Source organism: Pseudomonas sp. LBUM1658 (genome assembly GCF_059716055.1).
In genome coordinates, this window is the sequence record NZ_CP166798.1 from 6,750,825 (window position 1) to 6,768,400 (window position 17,576).

Annotated in this window: 16 protein-coding genes; 3 read left to right on the forward strand and 13 right to left on the reverse strand. The window is 59.2% G+C overall.

Annotation, left to right across the window (positions count from 1 at the left end; all coding sequences use genetic code 11):
- Window positions 1-933: a phosphatidate cytidylyltransferase gene (locus ACA064_RS31225; protein ID WP_497671529.1), complete on the forward strand. Its 933-nt coding sequence runs from the start codon at window positions 1-3 to the stop codon at window positions 931-933.
- A gap of 133 nt (window positions 934-1,066) precedes the next feature.
- The gene (gene lpdA / locus ACA064_RS31230) at window positions 1,067-2,467 is read left to right on the forward strand and encodes a dihydrolipoyl dehydrogenase (protein ID WP_497671530.1); all 1,401 of its coding nucleotides are present in this window, start codon (window positions 1,067-1,069) and stop codon (window positions 2,465-2,467) included.
- A 132-nt stretch (window positions 2,468-2,599) separates the two neighbouring features.
- Here the strand turns inward: lpdA and ACA064_RS31235 are convergent, their stop codons facing one another.
- Complete coding sequence (locus ACA064_RS31235) at window positions 2,600-3,073, reverse strand: Lrp/AsnC family transcriptional regulator (protein ID WP_497671531.1); 474 nt, start codon at window positions 3,071-3,073, stop codon at window positions 2,600-2,602.
- Between the two features lie 145 nt (window positions 3,074-3,218).
- Here ACA064_RS31235 and ACA064_RS31240 point away from each other — a divergent pair, with 145 nt between their 5' ends.
- On the forward strand, window positions 3,219-3,848 hold the full coding sequence (locus tag ACA064_RS31240) for a LysE family translocator (protein WP_497671532.1): 630 nt from the start codon (window positions 3,219-3,221) through the stop codon (window positions 3,846-3,848).
- Between the two features lie 42 nt (window positions 3,849-3,890).
- On the opposite strand, the gene ACA064_RS31245 is transcribed toward ACA064_RS31240, so the two are convergent.
- The 12 genes from ACA064_RS31245 to ACA064_RS31300 all read right to left on the reverse strand — a co-directional run bounded on the left by ACA064_RS31245 (window position 3,891) and on the right by ACA064_RS31300 (window position 17,565).
- Window positions 3,891-5,933 carry an FAD-binding oxidoreductase gene (locus ACA064_RS31245; protein WP_497671533.1) on the reverse strand — a complete coding sequence of 681 codons (2,043 nt, stop codon included), beginning with the start codon at window positions 5,931-5,933 and terminating at the stop codon, window positions 3,891-3,893.
- Window positions 5,934-5,987: 54 nt separating this feature from the next.
- Window positions 5,988-6,620 (reverse strand): glutathione S-transferase family protein, encoded by a 633-nt coding sequence (locus ACA064_RS31250; protein ID WP_497671534.1) that lies wholly within the window; start codon window positions 6,618-6,620, stop codon window positions 5,988-5,990.
- A 129-nt stretch (window positions 6,621-6,749) separates the two neighbouring features.
- The gene (locus tag ACA064_RS31255; protein ID WP_497671535.1) at window positions 6,750-7,652 is read right to left on the reverse strand and encodes a LysR family transcriptional regulator; all 903 of its coding nucleotides are present in this window, start codon (window positions 7,650-7,652) and stop codon (window positions 6,750-6,752) included.
- Between the two features lie 231 nt (window positions 7,653-7,883).
- Window positions 7,884-9,716 (reverse strand): glutamine--fructose-6-phosphate transaminase (isomerizing), encoded by a 1,833-nt coding sequence (gene glmS, locus ACA064_RS31260; RefSeq protein WP_497671536.1) that lies wholly within the window; start codon window positions 9,714-9,716, stop codon window positions 7,884-7,886.
- A gap of 2 nt (window positions 9,717-9,718) precedes the next feature.
- A complete protein-coding gene (locus ACA064_RS31265) occupies window positions 9,719-10,495 on the reverse strand; it encodes a DeoR/GlpR family DNA-binding transcription regulator (protein ID WP_497671537.1) in 777 nt (258 codons plus the stop codon).
- A gap of 216 nt (window positions 10,496-10,711) precedes the next feature.
- On the reverse strand, window positions 10,712-12,079 hold the full coding sequence (gene glmU / locus ACA064_RS31270) for a bifunctional UDP-N-acetylglucosamine diphosphorylase/glucosamine-1-phosphate N-acetyltransferase GlmU (protein ID WP_497671538.1): 1,368 nt from the start codon (window positions 12,077-12,079) through the stop codon (window positions 10,712-10,714).
- A 112-nt stretch (window positions 12,080-12,191) separates the two neighbouring features.
- Window positions 12,192-12,617: a F0F1 ATP synthase subunit epsilon gene (locus tag ACA064_RS31275; protein WP_150642173.1), complete on the reverse strand. Its 426-nt coding sequence runs from the start codon at window positions 12,615-12,617 to the stop codon at window positions 12,192-12,194.
- 44 nt (window positions 12,618-12,661) lie between these two features.
- Entirely contained in the window at window positions 12,662-14,041 is a 1,380-nt protein-coding gene (gene atpD / locus ACA064_RS31280) for a F0F1 ATP synthase subunit beta (protein ID WP_150642174.1), read from the reverse strand.
- A gap of 27 nt (window positions 14,042-14,068) precedes the next feature.
- Window positions 14,069-14,929, reverse strand: a complete 861-nt coding sequence (gene atpG / locus ACA064_RS31285; RefSeq protein WP_150642175.1) for a F0F1 ATP synthase subunit gamma — start codon at window positions 14,927-14,929, stop codon at window positions 14,069-14,071.
- Between the two features lie 50 nt (window positions 14,930-14,979).
- Window positions 14,980-16,524: a F0F1 ATP synthase subunit alpha gene (gene atpA, locus ACA064_RS31290; RefSeq protein WP_150804992.1), complete on the reverse strand. Its 1,545-nt coding sequence runs from the start codon at window positions 16,522-16,524 to the stop codon at window positions 14,980-14,982.
- A 21-nt stretch (window positions 16,525-16,545) separates the two neighbouring features.
- Window positions 16,546-17,082 carry a F0F1 ATP synthase subunit delta gene (locus ACA064_RS31295; RefSeq protein ID WP_497671539.1) on the reverse strand — a complete coding sequence of 179 codons (537 nt, stop codon included), beginning with the start codon at window positions 17,080-17,082 and terminating at the stop codon, window positions 16,546-16,548.
- Between the two features lie 12 nt (window positions 17,083-17,094).
- Window positions 17,095-17,565 carry a F0F1 ATP synthase subunit B gene (locus ACA064_RS31300; RefSeq protein ID WP_497671540.1) on the reverse strand — a complete coding sequence of 157 codons (471 nt, stop codon included), beginning with the start codon at window positions 17,563-17,565 and terminating at the stop codon, window positions 17,095-17,097.
- Window positions 17,566-17,576: the final 11 nt, after the last annotated feature.

The following is a 17,576-nucleotide window of genomic DNA, read 5'->3' on the forward strand; positions in this document are numbered from 1 at the left end:
ATGGATAGGCAAACCCTGATGTTGTTCAGCGCGATCGGCGCGATCCTGCTGCTGGCCTCGCTGATCGGTTTCATCCTCAAGCAGCGGACCCGCGGCACGCCAAACCCGGTGATCGATAACCTCAACGCGCGGATCAACGCCTGGTGGGTGATGGTGGTGGTTATCGGTATCGCCTTCTGGCTCGGTACTAGTGCAGTCATCCTGCTGTTCTACGCGGTGTCCTTCTATGCCCTGCGGGAATTCCTCACCCTGACACCGACCCGCCGCAGCGATTACCCGGCGTTGGTGGCGGCGTTCTACCTGGCACTACCTCTGCAGTACTTGCTGATCTACTTCGACTGGTACGGGCTGTTTTCGATCTTTATCCCAGTCTACGTGTTCCTGCTGCTGCCGATTCTTGCTTCGCTGGGAGGCGACACCACGCACTTCCTCGAGCGCGCCTCGAAAGTCCAATGGGGCCTGATGATCGCGGTGTTCTGCGTGTCGTTCGTGCCGGCGCTGCTGACCCTCGACATCCCCGGCTACGAAGGTCGCAACCTGCTGCTGATTGCCTATCTGGTGATGGTGGTGCAGCTGTCGGACGTGTTGCAGTACGTCTGCGGCAAGCTGCTGGGCAAACACAAGATCGCGCCGAATCTCTCGCCATCGAAAACTGTCGAAGGTTTTGTCGGCGGCATTGTGCTGGCCTCGCTGATCGGCGCTGCGCTGTGGTGGATCACTCCGTTCAACCCTTGGCAGTCATTCCTCATCGCCTTGTTGATCAACCTGCTGGGATTTGCCGGCGGCATCGTCATGTCGGCGATCAAGCGCGACCGCGGCGTGAAGGATTGGGGCCATATGATCGAAGGCCATGGCGGCATGCTTGATCGGCTGGACTCGGTATGTTTTGCCGCGCCGATTTTCTTCCATCTGGTGCGCTATTGGTGGACCTGAGAGTGCGCAGTACTCCAGTTTCTTCTCGGACCGCGACCCCTTGACGCGTCTCACTCGACCGACTCATATTACGATCATAATGTTTTACCCAGTCTACCGTTAGACGTTTCCTTCCCCTTGCAGGAGAGCAGCCATGAGTACCTACGACGTCGTGATTCTGGGCGGTGGCCCTGGTGGCTATAATGCTGCCATCCGCGCAGGTCAGCTGGGTTTGAAGGCGGCGTGCGTCGAAGGCCGGGCGACCCTGGGCGGGACCTGCCTGAATGTCGGTTGCATGCCCTCCAAAGCGCTGCTGCACGCCTCGGAACTCTATGACGCGGCGATGGGCGCCGAATTCGCCAACCTTGGCATCGAGGTCAAACCGACCCTCAACCTCGCACAGATGATGAAACAGAAAGACCAGAGCGTTGCCGGGCTGACCAAGGGCATCGAGTTTTTGTTTCGCAAAAACGGGGTCGACTGGATCATCGGCTGGGGCCATATCGACGGCCCGGGCAAAGTCACTGTAACCGATAGCCAAGGCGGCAAAACCGAACTGCACGGCAAGAACATCATCATCGCCACCGGCTCCGAACCTACCCCACTGCCGGGTGTGGAGATCGACAATCAGCGCATTCTCGACTCCACCGGCGCGCTGTCGCTCAGTGAAGTGCCCAACCATCTGGTGGTCATCGGCGCGGGGGTGATTGGACTTGAGCTGGGCTCTGTGTGGCGGCGCTTGGGCAGCCGGGTGACGGTGGTCGAATACCTTGATCGCATCTGCCCGGGGGTGGATGGCGAGGCCGGTAAAACTTTGCAACGGTCACTTGGAAAACAGGGCATTACCTTTAAATTGAGTTCCAAAGTCACCAGCGCCACCACTTCGGCCACCGGCGTGCAGCTGAGGGTCGAACCGGCGGCGGGTGGCGTGGCCGAGCTGCTGGAAGCGGACTATGTGCTGGTCGCCATTGGGCGCCGGCCTTACACCCAAGGGCTGGGCCTGGAAAACGTCGGCCTGGCGACGGACCAGCGCGGCATGCTGCCCAACATCGGCCACCGCACCGAGGCCGCCGGGGTTTGGGTGATCGGGGATGTCACCTCCGGACCGATGCTCGCCCACAAGGCCGAAGACGAAGCCATGGCCTGCATCGAGCAAATCGTCGGCAAGGCCAGTGAAGTCAATTACGAGCTGATCCCCAACGTGATTTACACCAAACCCGAGTTGGCCAGCGTCGGCAAGACCGAAGAGCAGCTCACGGTCGAAGGTCGGGCTTATAAGGTCGGCAAATTCCCCTTCACCGCCAACAGCCGGGCAAAAATCAATCACGAAACCGAAGGCTTCGCCAAAGTGCTGGCGGACGAACGTACCGACGAGATTCTGGGCGTCCATCTGGTGGGCCCAAGCGTTAGTGAAATGATTGGCGAGTATTGCGTGGCCATGGAGTTTTCCGCCTCGGCCGAAGACATCGCCCTGACCTGCCACCCCCACCCGACTCGCTCCGAAGCGCTGCGTCAGGCGGCGATGAATGTGGAGGGGATGGCGACGCAGATGTAGGGAGTGTCGGGTCAAGAATGGTGTGGGTAATTACACCGCTATCGCGAGCAAGCTCGCTTCCACATTAGATCGGCTTGGGGCACAGATGGTGTGCACACCGAAGATCCAATTGTGAGAGTGGGCATGCCCGAGTCAATCCGGCAAATGCCCCAGCGGCAACGGCCCTGGGGTTTTTACGGATTGGATGGCGAAGTTGCTGCGGATATCGCTGACTCCCGGCAATTTGAGCAGGCTGCCGGTGAGGAAGCGTTCATACGCCCGCAGATCCGGCACGACCACTTGCAGCAAAAAGTCCGATTCGCCCGACACCAGAAACGCTGAAATCACCTCGGGCAACGCCGTCACTGCCTGGCGGAAGGCTTCAGCTTCGGCGTCGTTGTGCCGTTCGACCTTGACCCCGACAAATACAGTCAAACCCAGGCCGACTTCGTCGCGATCGAGGTTGGCCTGATAGCCGCGAATCACTCCGGCCTCTTCCAGCAGGCGAACCCGACGCAAACAGGGCGAGGCTGACAGACCGATCTCGTCAGCGAGTTGCACGTTGCTCAGGCGACCGTCCCGTTGCAGGGCGGCGAGTATTCGGCGGTCGTAGGCATCCAGTTTCATTCTTGGCAGTTCCAGACTGTTTTTATTGATGGATTGGCAGATTGTGCCAAGTCTAGCTGCTTGAGTGGCTGACTACGCAAGCACCTGCCCTGCCCTTCGGGCATAGACTTTGCTCACCGAATCGATTAACGAATGGGGTGGCAAAGTGGCAGAGCTGTGGATGTTTTTTTTGGCCCTGGCGGTGGTGTACTTGCTGCCGGGTCCGGACATGATCCTGTTGCTGCAAACCGGTGCGCGTCAGGGCAAGGCCGCGGCGTTGGCCACCGCCGTGGGGTTGGCCATCGCTCGCGGTTGTCATGTGGCATTAGCGGCGTTGGGCCTGGCGACCCTGTTCAAGGCCGCGCCCTGGACCTTTGAAGTGGTACGCCTGGCCGGTGCCGCGTACCTGTTGTGGCTAGGGGTTCAGTGTCTGCGCTGCAACATGCTGCCCAGCCTGAACCCGGCCGAAGCGCCCACAAAGACCTTATTGTGGCGTGAAGCCATTCAGCGCGGGCTGCTAACTAACCTGCTCAACCCCAAGGCATTGCTGTTTTGCTCGGTGTTGCTGCCGCAATTCATCGACCCCTACGCCGGCCCGGTGGCGACGCAGTTTATCGAGTTGGGCATGGTGCTGGTGATCGTCGGGTTGTTGTTCGACAGCTGTTACGCGCTGGTCGGGGCCTGGCTCGGACGCTGGCTTGAGCGCAGCCCCTCGGCACAGCGGGTGCAGCAATGGCTGTTTGGCAGCCTGTTGATCGGCTTCGCCCTGAGGCTGACGTTCGTGCAGCAAGCGTAAATTCTGTAGCCTGGCAAAAAGCGCCAAAGACTGCTCTTACGTCTACAAATCAAGCACCAGCGGCTGCTGACCTTCGGGTCCGCTGGCCGGGACCGCGCAGCAGATCAGAACCTCGCCGACACCGGGCAACTCGGCTGGCGGCTGTGGATAATGCACCTGGCCACTGATCAAGCGCGTGCTGCAGGTCCCGCAGGAGCCACCCCGACAGCTGAACTCGGGTCTCAAGCCGCGGCTCTCCGCCAACTCCAGCAGGCTGCCACCGGCAGGCTCCCAGCGGGCCTCCTTGGCCGAACGATGAAACACCACCGGTACCGAGGTGGTAGCCGCCGACAGTTGATCGAAAGGCCTCGCTTCGGGGTCTGGCAGCCGGCGCAAGGTCGAGGGACCGAACGTCTCGGCATGAATCCGCTCATCACGGACATCCAGTTCACGCAAACCGTCGTAAAGCCCCTGGGTAAAGCTGCTGGGCCCACACAAGACAAAATCCACCTGGTCATAGTCTTCGATCTGGAGCACAGCCTTGAGCAATGCGATATCAAGGTGTCCGGTCAGATCGAAATCCTCGCCTTCACGGGTCTGACTTTCTGGCTGACTGAGCAGACGCACCACCCTTACCGCGTCGCCGGCCTGTTCCAGTAACTGGTCCAGCTCAGCGCGAAACGGTTGGTCGGCCAGGCTCCGCGAACTCTGAATCAACCAGCTGGGCCGGGTGTGACGAGTTCGCTGGCCCTGGTAAACCACCTCGCGCAACATCGATAACAATGGCGTGATACCTACGCCGGCCGCCAATAGCACCAGTGGCCGACGCTCTGCAGCAGCCACCGTGAAATGCCCCTGTGGTGCACGTGCCTCAAGCAGATCACCCACATGAATCTGTTGGTGCAAATGAGAGGACACAATGCCCTCACGCTTCACGCTGATTCGGAAAAACCCATCGGACGGCGCGCTCGACAGGCTGTAGGTGCGGATATGCACCTGGCCATCAATGGTGAACCGTACTGGCAAATGCTGCCCGGCCTGAAACAGCGGCAAGCCTGCACCGTCTGCTGACTCCAGGTAAATCGAACGGATGTTGCGGCTTTCCATTTCGATTCGGGTGACCCGCATCGGCCGCCAGTTGTTACCCAGCGCCTCGGCTTGCAGACGTGCGCCAGCCTGCTCCCAAGTGCCGGTCAGCCGACTGTTGGGAGAGAAGTCCTCGAACCGCCAGCGCAAACCCAGCGCCGCGGGCCGGCGGATAACCTGTTCCACCTGCAGCTTCCAGAGCCGCTCGGCGCCTTGAAAGGCGTCAACCTGCGGCCCTTCAAGAATAATTTCGGTACGCCCACTGACCTGCAGCAGATCCCCCGTGGTGAAATCGATGAACAACAAACCGGCCCGCGGATTGAGCAGCAGGTTGCCCAAGGTATTGAAATGCAGGTTGCCGGCGAAATCGGGAATAGTCAGGCAATTTCCATCAACCTGAACAAACCCACTCTGCCCGCCCCTATGCGAAACATCCACCGAACGCTGGTGCTCAACGTCGAGATAGCTGGCGACAAAGAAGGTGTCGGCCTCACGAATCATTGCGCTCGCCCTATCATCCAGCATGCTTAGACGCTGCACCACAGGCGCCGAGGGAGTTACTACAGGCACCGATTCGAACTGGCGCAACTGAATGTACTGCGGGCAATTGCCGAAAGCCTGCTCCACCACCACGGTAAAGCCGTTAGCGGTCATCTCGCTGACTCGCCCATTGATCCGGTTGCGCCGCCGGGTATGCAGCTCGATCCCCAGCAAGCCGATAGCCGCACCGGCCTGTAATTGAGCCGGATCGTCCTGGCGCGGCAGACTGTCCAGTTGCAACAGCACAGGCTCGGGAGAGCGGGCGAAACCCGGTTGCCCCTCGAGAATACTGGCCCACGGGTTGCCGTCGGCATCCACCGCACCGAACAGCATGAAGGGCAGCTGCTCATAGAACTGACGATGCTGATCAGGCAGGTAATTGCGGATGACCTTGGGGCCGAATGCTTCCATGCGCTCAGCGACACCAACGTGCGCCTGCAGCTGCTTCTCGCCGGCATGCCAGGGAGATTTAAGATTCATCGCGGTTTCCCCCTGCGCCGACGGCGCAGTCTGGTTGGGCCGGGCTCGGTGTTCTCAGGCGGTTTTTTGCAAGCCGGCTACCGTGCGCGGCATAGCGACAAACCCGGGCAAGGCTTCAATGCGGGCAAGCCACGCACGCACATTGGCATAGTCGGCCAGTGACACATTGCCTTCTGGCGCATGGGCGACGTAGCTGTAGGCGGCGACATCGGCGATGGTCGGTTCTTCGCCCGCCAGGTAGGGGGTATTGGACAATTCTTGATCGATAACCTTGAGCAGGCTATGGGAACGGGCGATCACTTCTTCAGCGTTATACGGCGCGCCAAACACGGTAATCATTCGAGCCGCGGCCGGGCCTGAGGCAATCTGCCCCGCCGCGACCGACAACCAGCGCTGGACCCTGGCAGCGCCAACCGGATCCGTCGGCAGCCAGCGGCCTTTGCCGTATTTCTGCGCCAGGTACACCAGAATCGCATTGGAGTCGGCCAGTACCACGCCTTGGTCATCGATGACCGGAACCTGGCCAAAAGCGTTCAACGCGAGGAACTCAGGTTGTTTATGCGCGCCCTTGGTCAGGTCGACGAATACCAGTTCGGTCGGCAGGCCGAGCAGCGAGAGCATCAGCTCGACTCGGTGGGCATGACCGGAGCGCGGGAAATTATAGAGTTTGATAGCTGGCTGGGACATGAAGGACTCCGCAGGCAATAGCGAACTCCAGGACAGAGCCGCGTCGATGGAAGCTATCTTCCACCCACAACGAAAACAACAGAATAACCAGAAAACACAATCAATTATTTCATTAGGTGCAATAAAGCTTCAGGCCTGCAGCGCAGGATGATCACGTAGCGACTGCACCGCGAAATCGACAAAGCTGCGTACCCGCGCCGGCGCCTTGCGCCCGCCCTGATACACCACATGAATGGGCAGTGGCGGCAGTTCGAAGTTTTGCAGCACGATTTCCAGCTCGCCGGCGGCGACCTTGCTGGCGATCTGATAAGACAGAACCCGAGTCAATCCCAAACCCAGACAGGTCGCAGCAATCGCCGCCTGATTCGCGGTGACAACCAGGCGTGGCTCGGGACGAACGCTCAGCACTGTACCCGCCTGCTGAAATTGCCAGTTCCTGGTCTGTCCGATGGACGATGGGGCGACGATCCGTGCCTGACACAGGTCATCCGGATGCAGAGGCCGGCCATGGCTCGCCAAGTAACCGGGCGAGCCGCAGATCACCCGCCGCACTTCCCCCACCAGGATCGCATGCTGATTGCTGTCCGGCAGTTCACCGATGCGCACCGCGACGTCGATCCCCTCCTCGACCATGCTTACCACACGGTCGACGAGCAAAGCATTGATGCTGACCTCGGGGAATTGATCCAGGTAAGCGACCATCACCGGCGTTACGAATAACTCACCGAATAACACCGGTGCCGTGATCGTCAGTTGCCCCCGCGGCTGGGCATGGCTTCCGGCCGCCGAAGCTTCGGCCTCCTGGAGTTCGGCGAGGATGCGTCGGCAGTCTTCCAGATAACGCTGACCGGCCTCGCTCAGGTGCACGCTACGGGTAGTGCGCGTCAGCAGCTGTGCGCCGATGCGTTTTTCCAGCGCCGCAACTGCCCGCGTAACGCTCGCCGCCGACAGGCTCAAGCGCCGCGCCGCAGCAGAAAAACCCTGCTCTTGCGCCACGGCGAGGAACACCTGCATTTCCTGGAACCTGTCCATGGCGGCACCTCTTTGGCAAGAGCAAACGCAAATGCCGTTCAGTTAAGCTCCAGGTACCCCCAAAAAGATCGCAGCCTTCGGCAGCTCCTACGCCGACCGCGTACATCCGTCGCTACGCCGATCCCCCGTAGGAGCTGCCGCAGGCTGCGATCTTGGCGATCTAGCCTGCGCTGAAAGCCTTGGGGGTAATGCTGACTTCCATTCAATCGACAGCCGCGGGCTGTGGATAACTCACTCCACCGTTACGGATTTCGCCAGGTTGCGCGGCTGGTCGACGTCGGTGCCTTTGAGTACGGCCACGTAGTACGACAACAGCTGCAACGGGATGGTGTAGAGGATTGGCGACAGGGTGTCGTGGATGTGCGGCATGTTGATGACGTGAGTGCCTTCGCCATTGGTCATGGCCGCCTGTTCGTCGGCAAAGACCACCAGCTCGCCGCCACGGGCGCGAACTTCCTGCAGGTTGGATTTGAGTTTCTCCAACAGCTCGTTGTTCGGCGCCACGGTCACTACCGGCATATCGGCGTCGACCAGCGCCAGCGGGCCATGCTTCAGCTCACCGGCCGGGTAAGCTTCGGCGTGGATATAGGAGATTTCCTTGAGCTTGAGCGCGCCTTCCATCGCAACCGGGAACTGCGCCCCACGGCCGAGGAACAGTGTGTGGTTCTTCTCGGCGAACAGCTCGGCGGTTTTCTCGATGATGCTGTCCATGGCCAGCGCTTCACCCAGGCGAGCCGGCAAACGGCGCAGTTCCTCGACCAGTTCGGCTTCCACACCTTTGGCCAACGTACCGCGGACCTGGCCCAGGGACAGGGTCAGCAGCAGCAACCCGACCAACTGAGTGGTGAAGGCTTTGGTCGAGGCCACGCCGATTTCGCGACCGGCTTGGGTCAACAGGGTCAGGTCGGACTCGCGCACCAGTGAACTGATGCCGACGTTGCAGATCGCCAGGCTGGCGAGGAAACCCAGTTCCTTGGCATTACGCAGCGCCGCCAGGGTGTCGGCGGTTTCGCCGGACTGCGAAATGGTCACGAACAGCGTGTCCGCTTGCACCACGACTTTGCGGTAGCGGAACTCACTGGCGACTTCGACCTGGCACGGAATCCCGGCCAACTCTTCGAGCCAGTAACGGGCAACCATGCCGGCGTGGTAGCTGGTGCCACAGGCGACGATCTGCACATTGCGGACCTTGGCAAACAGCTCGGCTGCTTGTGGACCGAAAGCCTGGACCAGCACCTGGTTCTGGCTGAGGCGGCCTTCCAGGGTGCGCTGGACCACGGACGGCTGCTCGTGGATTTCCTTGAGCATGAAGTGGCGGAACTCGCCTTTTTCTGCGGCTTCGGCGCCATCACGGTATTGCACAGCTTCACGTTCGACTGACTGACCGTCGATATCCCAGATCTGCACGTTATCGCGGCGGATCTCGGCGATGTCGCCTTCTTCCAGGTACATGAAACGATCGGTGACTTGACGCAACGCCAACTGATCGGACGCCAGGAAGTTCTCGCCCAGACCCAGACCAATTACCAGCGGGCTGCCACTGCGGGCCGCCACCAGACGATCAGGCTGATGAGCACTGACGACCGCCAGGCCATAGGCGCCGTGCAGTTCTTTCACGGTAGCCTTTAGCGCAACGGTCAGATCGCGCAAGTCTTTGAGCTTGTGGTTGAGCAGGTGGGCAATGACTTCGGTGTCAGTGTCGGAGGTAAACACATAACCCAGGCCTTTCAGCTGCGCACGCAGGGCTTCATGGTTCTCGATGATGCCGTTGTGCACCACCGCCAGATCACCGGAGAAATGCGGGTGGGCATTGCGCTCGCACGGCGCACCGTGAGTCGCCCAGCGGGTGTGGGCGATCCCTAGGCGACCGGCCATAGGCTCACCGGCCAGGGCTTGTTCCAGCTCGCTGACCTTGCCCGGGCGGCGTAGACGCTCAAGCTTGCCGGCGTTGGTGAAAACTGCCACACCAGCGCTGTCGTATCCGCGGTATTCAAGGCGCTTGAGGCCTTCGAGCAGGATGGCAGTGATATTCCGTTCAGCGACCGCGCCAACAATTCCACACATGCTTATTTCTCCTGGTTGACTGCCGCGCATATCAAGGTGATGCCGCGGGCCTGAATGTGCTCGCGTGCCTCGAGTGGCAAACGATCATCGGTAATTAGGGTATGGACACTGCTCCAGGGCAGCTCCAGATTGGGAATCTTGCGGCCGATCTTGTCAGCCTCGACCATCACGATCACCTCACGAGCCACTGCTGCCATCACCCGACTGAGGCCGAGCAGTTCATTGAAGGTCGTGGTGCCACGGGTCAGATCAATGCCATCGGCACCAATGAACAGCTGGTCGAAGTCATAAGAGCGTAGTACCTGCTCGGCGACCTGCCCCTGGAAAGACTCGGAATGCGGGTCCCAAGTGCCACCGGTCATCAACAGCACAGGTTCGTGCTCCAGTTCGCTCAGGGCATTGGCAACGTGCAGGGAGTTGGTCATTACTACCAGCCCCGGCTGCTGGCCAAGCTCCGGAATCATGGCTGCGGTAGTACTGCCGCTGTCGATGATGATCCGCGCATGTTCGCGAATCCGCGTCACGGCGGCACGGGCGATGGCCTGCTTGTATTTCGAAACGGGCTGCCCAAGATCGCTCACCAGCTCTTGCGGCATGGTGATCGCACCACCATAACGGCGCAGCAACAGGCCATTGCTCTCCAGCGCAGCCAGATCCTTGCGAATCGTGACTTCCGAGGTTTCGAAACGCTTGGCCAACTCATCCACACTGACTTCGCCCTGCTCATTGAGCAAGGCGAGGATATTGTGGCGACGTTGTGGTGTATTTCGTTTCGACATGGGCTTTATAAGTTTCGTTTCGAAAGATAACGAAGGCAATCAAAACCTATTGGGAGAAACTCGTCAAGTTCATAGATGAAAAATGTCTGTGGATAAACCGAAAGATCGCAGCCTGCGGCAGCTCCTCCCAAGGCTCCACGCTCACCCTGAATGAACGCAAATCCCGGAGCTGCCGCAGGCTGCGATCTTTTAGCGATGTTCGCAGCGCTGAATAACTCAGCTCTTCTTGAGTTTCACCGGCCGCTTCCAGCCATCGATATTGCGCTGGCGAGCGCGACCGACTGCCAATTGCTCGGCGCCCACCTCGCAAGTGATGGTCGAACCCGCCGCAGTCGTCGCACCGTTGGCGATATCCACAGGTGCCACCAACGAGTTGTTGGAACCGATGAACACATCTTCACCCAGCACGGTCTTCCACTTGTTGGCGCCATCGTAGTTGCAGGTGATGGTGCCCGCGCCAATGTTGGTGCGCGCACCGATCTCGGCGTCGCCCAGATAGGACAGGTGACCCGCCTTCGCGCCTTCACCCAGATGAGCATTCTTCAGCTCGACAAAGTTACCCACGTGGGCCCGGGCTTCCAGCACGGTCCCCGGTCGCAGGCGAGCAAACGGACCGGCATCGCTGCCTTCGCCCAGGATTGCGCCTTCGATATGACTGTTGGCCTTGATCACCGCGCCTTTGCGCAAAGTGCTGTCCTTGATCACGCAATTGGGGCCGATGACGACATCGTCTTCGATCACTACCCGGCCTTCGAGAATCACGTTGATGTCGATCAGCACGTCACGACCGACACTGACTTCACCACGCACATCGAACCGTGCCGGGTCACGCAGGGTAACGCCCAGCGCCATCAGGCGACGGCCTTCGCGCAATTGGTAGTGGCGCTCCAGCTCAGCGAGCTGCTTGCGGTCGTTGGCACCCTGCACTTCCATGGCGTCATGGGGTTGTTCGGTGGCCACCACCAGACCGTCCTTGACCGCCATTTCGATCACGTCGGTCAGGTAGTACTCGCCCTGGACGTTGTTGTTCGACAAGCGACCCAGCCATTCGGCCAACCGTGCGCCAGGCACCGCGAGAATCCCGGTGTTGCCTTCGCAGATGGCCTTCTCGGCGTCAGTGGCGTCCTTGTGTTCGACGATGGCGGCGACTTTGCCGTCAGTATCGCGGACGATCCGGCCGTAACCGGTAGGGTCGGCCAGGTTGACGGTCAACAGCCCGATTTGTTCGGGGGTTACTTTCTTCAGCAGGCGCTGAAGCGTCTCGACTTCAATCAGCGGCACATCGCCGTAGAGGATCAGTACGTTTTCAGCCGTCAGGAACGGCAAGGCCTGAGCCACGGCGTGGCCGGTGCCGAGTTGCTTGTCCTGCAATACGAAATTCAAATCGTCTGCGGCCAGACGTTCACGCACCACATCGGCACCATGCCCGATCACCACGTGGATGCGCTGCGGATCAAGTTGCCGGGCGCTGTGGATAACATGGCCGAGCATGGAATTGCCCGCCACCGGGTGAAGCACTTTCGGCAGTGCCGAACGCATGCGAGTGCCTTGACCGGCAGCGAGGATAACGATTTCAAGAGACATGACTGGCTACCAATCCTGGGTGGTCAGCGGCTGCGACCAAAAATTGAACTGCGGAAAAAGAAAAAGGGTAGCCGAGGCTACCCTTTTTAATCAATCACACAAAATGCCTGGCTTAACCGCCAAACTTTTTGCGGATCTGCTGGACGGTGCGCAGCTGAGCTGCGGCCTCGGCCAGACGTGCGGCAGCGGAACCGTAGTCGAACTCGGCGCCTCTGTCATGCAAGGCCTTCTCAGCAGCCTTGACGGCTTCCTGAGCGGAGGCTTCATCCAGGTCGGCAGCACGTTGCACGGTGTCGGCAAGAACCTTGACCATGTTCGGCTGAACCTCGAGGTAACCACCGGAGATGTAAAACACCTCGGTTTCCCCACCCTGCTTGATCAGGCGGATCGGGCCCGGCTTGAGTTCAGTAATCAGCGGAGCGTGACCTAGAGCGATACCAAGATCACCCAGGCTGCCGTGCGCGACCACCATCTCGACCAGACCGGAAAAGATTTCTCCTTCCGCGCTGACGATATCGCAATGGACTGTCATAGCCATCTGCTTGCCTCAACCTGATTAGCGCCCGTTGCCGGGCGCCGGGATTACAGTTTTTTGGCTTTCTCGACTGCTTCTTCGATGCCGCCGACCATGTAGAACGCTTGTTCTGGCAGGTGGTCGTAGTCACCGTTGAGGATGCCTTTGAAGCCGGCAATGGTGTCTTTCAGGGAAACGTATTTACCCGAGGCACCAGTGAAGACTTCAGCCACGAAGAACGGTTGCGACAAGAAGCGCTGGATCTTACGAGCACGGTTAACCAACTGTTTGTCGGCTTCCGACAGCTCGTCCATACCCAGGATCGCAATGATGTCCTTCAGCTCTTTGTAGCGCTGCAGCACATACTGTACGCCGCGAGCGGTGTCGTAGTGTTCCTGGCCGATAACCATCGGGTCCAGCTGGCGCGAAGTCGAGTCCAGTGGATCGACCGCTGGGTAGATACCCAGGGAAGCGATGTCACGGGACAGTACGACGGTGGCGTCCAAGTGGGCGAAGGTGGTCGCAGGCGACGGGTCAGTCAAGTCATCCGCAGGTACGTATACCGCCTGGATCGAGGTGATCGAACCGTTTTTGGTCGAAGTGATGCGCTCTTGCAGAGTACCCATCTCTTCAGCCAGGGTCGGCTGGTAACCTACTGCAGAAGGCATACGGCCCAGCAGTGCGGATACTTCAGTACCGGCGAGGGTGTAACGGTAGATGTTGTCAACGAACAACAGTACGTCGTTACCTTCGTCACGGAACTTCTCGGCCATGGTCAGGCCAGTCAGTGCTACGCGCAGACGGTTACCCGGCGGCTCGTTCATCTGACCGTAGACCAGTGCCACTTTGTCCAGAACGTTGGAGTCCTTCATCTCGTGGTAGAAGTCGTTACCCTCACGAGTACGCTCACCCACACCGGCGAACACGGAATAACCGCTGTGCTCGATGGCGATGTTACGGATCAGTTCCATCATGTTTACGGTTTTGCCTACACCGGCACCACCGAACAGACCGACTTTACCGCCTTTGGCGAACGGGCAAACCAGGTCGATAACCTTGATGCCGGTTTCCAGCAGGTCGTTGCCACCAGCCTGTTCAGCGAAGGTCGGCGCAGGACGGTGAATGCCCCAGCGTTCTTCGGTGTCGATCGGGCCAGCTTCGTCGATCGGGTTGCCCAGAACGTCCATGATCCGGCCCAGGGTCGCTTTACCGACCGGTACGGAGATGGCTGCGCCGGAGTCTTTGACTTCCAGACCGCGCTTCAAGCCTTCGGTGGAACCCATCGCAATGGTACGAACCACGCCGTCGCCCAGCTGTTGCTGAACTTCGAGGGTGGTCCCGGCCGCGCTTTGTACCAACAGCGCGTTGTAGATGCTCGGTACGCTGTCGCGTGGAAATTCCACGTCGATAACGGCGCCGATGATTTGAACGATACGTCCGCTACTCATAGCTGGATCCTCTGAATATTTGAACCGTTAAACCGCGGCAGCGCCGCCGACGATTTCCGAGATCTCTTGGGTGATCGCAGCCTGACGCGCCTTGTTGTAGATCAGCTGCAAATCGCTGATCAAGTCACCGGCGTTATCGGTAGCGTTCTTCATTGCGATCATCCGCGCAGCCTGTTCAGCCGCGTTGTTCTCGACCACCGCCTGGTACACCTGCGACTCCACGTAGCGGACCATCAAGCCGTCAAGCAGCTCCTTGGCATCCGGTTCGTAGAGGTAGTCCCAGTGGTGCTTGAGTTTCTGATCCTGGGTCGCCACCAGCGGAATCAACTGTTCCACCGTAGGCTGTTGCGTCATGGTGTTGATGAACTTGTTGGACACCACGGACAGGCGGTCAATACGGCCGTCCAGGTAGGCATCCAGCATCACCTTGACGCTGCCGATCAGATCATTGATCGACGGCTCTTCACCCAGGTGGCTGATAGCAGCGACGACGTTACCGCCGAAGTTGCGGAAAAATGCCGCACCTTTGCTACCGACCACGCACAGATCGATCTCTACGCCGCGATCGCGGTTTACCGCCATGTCCTTGACCAAAGCCTTGAACAGGTTGGTATTCAAACCACCGCACAAACCACGGTCACTGCTCACGACGACATAACCGACGCGCTTGATTTCGCGCTCGATCATGAAGGGGTGGCGATATTCCGGGTTGGCGTTGGCCAGATGACCGATAACCTGGCGGATGCGCTCCGCGTAAGGACGGCTAGCAGCCATGCGCATTTGTGCCCTGCGCATTTTGCTGACCGCCACTTTTTCCATGGCGCTGGTGATCTTTTGCGTGCTTTTGATGCTCGCAATCTTACTGCGAATCTCTTTTGCGCCTGCCATGTAACACCTATCAGGTTAGCAAGCGGGAGCCTTGCGGCTCCCGCTGCGGCTTACCAGGTTTGGGTGGCCTTGAACTTCTCGAGACCGGCTTTCATGCCAGCATCGATTTCGTCATTGAAGTCACCCTTCACGTTGATCTTCGCCATCAATTCGGCGTGATCGCGGTTGAAGAAAGCAATCAGCGCTTGTTCGAAGCTGCCGATCTTGGCGATTTCAATGTCAGTCAGGAACCCACGCTCAGCGGCATACAGCGACAGCGCCATGTCAGCGATCGACATTGGTGCGTATTGCTTCTGCTTCATCAGCTCGGTAACGCGCTGACCATGCTCAAGTTGCTTACGGGTCGCTTCGTCCAGGTCAGAAGCGAACTGGGCGAATGCCGCCAGTTCACGGTACTGAGCCAGAGCGGTACGGATACCACCGGAGAGCTTCTTGATGATCTTGGTCTGAGCGGCACCACCCACACGGGATACCGAAACACCGGCGTTAACTGCAGGACGGATCCCGGAGTTGAACATGGCCGATTCCAGGAAGATCTGACCGTCGGTGATGGAAATCACGTTGGTCGGAACGAACGCGGAAACGTCGCCAGCCTGGGTTTCGATGATCGGCAGTGCGGTCAGGGAACCGGTTTTGCCGGTCACTGCGCCGTTGGTGAACTTCTCTACGTATTCTTCCGAAACGCGGGATGCGCGCTCCAGCAGACGGGAGTGGAGATAGAACACGTCGCCTGGGTAAGCTTCACGGCCTGGTGGACGGCGCAGCAGCAGGGAAATCTGGCGGTAAGCCACTGCTTGCTTGGACAGATCGTCATAAACGATCAGCGCGTCTTCACCGCGGTCGCGGAAGTATTCGCCCATGGTGCAACCGGAGTACGGTGCAAGGAACTGCAGTGCTGCAGATTCCGAAGCGCTCGCAGCCACGACGATGGTGTTAGCCAAAGCGCCGTTTTCTTCCAGCTTGCGAACCACGTTGGCGATGGTCGATTGTTTCTGACCGATTGCTACGTAGACGCAGAAGATGCCGCTGTTTTTCTGGTTGATGATCGCGTCGATCGCCAGAGCGGTTTTACCGATCTGACGGTCACCGATGATCAGCTCACGCTGGCCACGGCCGACAGGGATCATGGCATCGACAGCCTTGTAGCCAGTCTGTACAGGCTGGTCTACCGACTTACGCCAGATCACGCCTGGAGCAACTTTCTCGACCGCATCGGTCTCGGTGTTGTTCAGCGGACCTTTGCCGTCAACTGGGTTACCCAGTGCGTCGACTACGCGACCCAGCAGTTCCTTACCAACCGGAACTTCGAGGATGCGGCCAGTGCACTTGGCGCTCATGCCTTCAGCCAGAGACTGATAGGAGCCCAATACAACGGCGCCTACAGAGTCTTGCTCAAGGTTGAGGGCCATACCGAAGACGCCGCCCGGAAACTCGATCATCTCGCCGTACATTACGTCGGCCAGACCGTGAATCCGCACGATGCCGTCAGATACGCTGACGACAGTGCCTTCGTTACGGGCTTGGGAGGTCACATCGAGCTTGTCGATGCGGCCCTTGATAATTTCACTTATTTCGGAAGGATTGAGTTGCTGCATTGCTCTGCTGCCCCTTCAAACTCAAGATTTCAATGCTTCGGCAAGGTTCGCGAGTTTGCCGCGAATCGAGCCATCGATAACCAGGTCGCCGGCGCGGATTACGACGCCACCAATAAGGCTGGCATCCTCCGACGCGTGCAGGCGCACTTCCCGGCCGAGCCGTGCACTGAGAACCTTGGCGAGTTTGTCTTGCTGTTCTTGGTTCAATGCGAAAGCACTGGTTACGTCCACGTCTACCGATTTCTCTTGTTCGGCCTTGTACAGGTCAAACAGAGCGGCAATCTCCGGCATCAGCGGGAGACGGTCGTTTTCGGCAACGACGTGAATGAAGTTCTGCACTTTCCCATCAAACTTGTCGCCGCACACGTCGATAAACGTGGCGGCCTTGTTTGCGCTCGTCAGTCGCGGGGCCTTGAGCACGCTCTGCATAGTGTCGTCTTGCGACACTGCTGCAGCCAGGCCGAGCATGGCTGACCAAGAGGCCAGCTGCTTGTGGGACTGGGCGTGCTCGAAGGCTGCCTTAGCGTAAGGTCGGGCCAACGTGGTCAATTCTGCCATGATCGCCCTCGCTTAAATTTCAGCAGCCAGTTTGTTAACCAGCTCCGCGTGCGCTTTTTGATCGATTGTGGCACCCAGGATCTTCTCTGCGCCATTGACAGCCAGGCTACCCAGTTGGGCACGCAAGGCGTCTTTGACGCTGTTCAGTTCCTGTTCGATCTCGGCCTGAGCCTGAGCCTTCACACGTTCAGCTTCGACGCGAGCCTGATCTCGGGCTTCATCGACGATCTGAGCACCGCGTTTCTTGGCTTGCTCAATGATTTCAGCTGCCTGTGCTTTAGCATCGCGCAGTTGGTGACCCGCTTTCTCTTGGGCCAACTCCAGGTCGCGAGCTGCACGGCTGGCAGCGTCCAGTCCATCCGCGATCTTCTTCTGACGTTCGTGCAAAGCCGCGATGACCGGAGGCCACACGAACTTCATGCAAAACAGTACAAAAATGAAGAACGCAACGGACTGGCCAATCAGGGTTGCATTAATGTTCACGCCAACACCTC

Bases quoted from the DNA above. Each gene is read 5' to 3' on its own strand.
- ACA064_RS31225 (WP_497671529.1), top strand. From the start codon at position 1: ATGGATAGGCAAACCCTGATGTTGTTCAGCGCGATCGGCGCGATCCTG.
- lpdA (WP_497671530.1), top strand. From the start codon at position 1,067: ATGAGTACCTACGACGTCGTGATTCTGGGCGGTGGCCCTGGTGGCTAT.
- ACA064_RS31235 (WP_497671531.1), bottom strand. From the start codon at position 3,073: ATGAAACTGGATGCCTACGACCGCCGAATACTCGCCGCCCTGCAACGG.
- ACA064_RS31245 (WP_497671533.1), bottom strand. From the start codon at position 5,933: ATGAATCTTAAATCTCCCTGGCATGCCGGCGAGAAGCAGCTGCAGGCG.
- ACA064_RS31250 (WP_497671534.1), bottom strand. From the start codon at position 6,620: ATGTCCCAGCCAGCTATCAAACTCTATAATTTCCCGCGCTCCGGTCAT.
- ACA064_RS31255 (WP_497671535.1), bottom strand. From the start codon at position 7,652: ATGGACAGGTTCCAGGAAATGCAGGTGTTCCTCGCCGTGGCGCAAGAG.
- glmS (WP_497671536.1), bottom strand. From the start codon at position 9,716: ATGTGTGGAATTGTTGGCGCGGTCGCTGAACGGAATATCACTGCCATC.
- ACA064_RS31265 (WP_497671537.1), bottom strand. From the start codon at position 10,495: ATGTCGAAACGAAATACACCACAACGTCGCCACAATATCCTCGCCTTG.
- glmU (WP_497671538.1), bottom strand. From the start codon at position 12,079: ATGTCTCTTGAAATCGTTATCCTCGCTGCCGGTCAAGGCACTCGCATG.
- ACA064_RS31275 (WP_150642173.1), bottom strand. From the start codon at position 12,617: ATGGCTATGACAGTCCATTGCGATATCGTCAGCGCGGAAGGAGAAATC.
- atpD (WP_150642174.1), bottom strand. From the start codon at position 14,041: ATGAGTAGCGGACGTATCGTTCAAATCATCGGCGCCGTTATCGACGTG.
- atpG (WP_150642175.1), bottom strand. From the start codon at position 14,929: ATGGCAGGCGCAAAAGAGATTCGCAGTAAGATTGCGAGCATCAAAAGC.
- atpA (WP_150804992.1), bottom strand. From the start codon at position 16,524: ATGCAGCAACTCAATCCTTCCGAAATAAGTGAAATTATCAAGGGCCGC.
- ACA064_RS31295 (WP_497671539.1), bottom strand. From the start codon at position 17,082: ATGGCAGAATTGACCACGTTGGCCCGACCTTACGCTAAGGCAGCCTTC.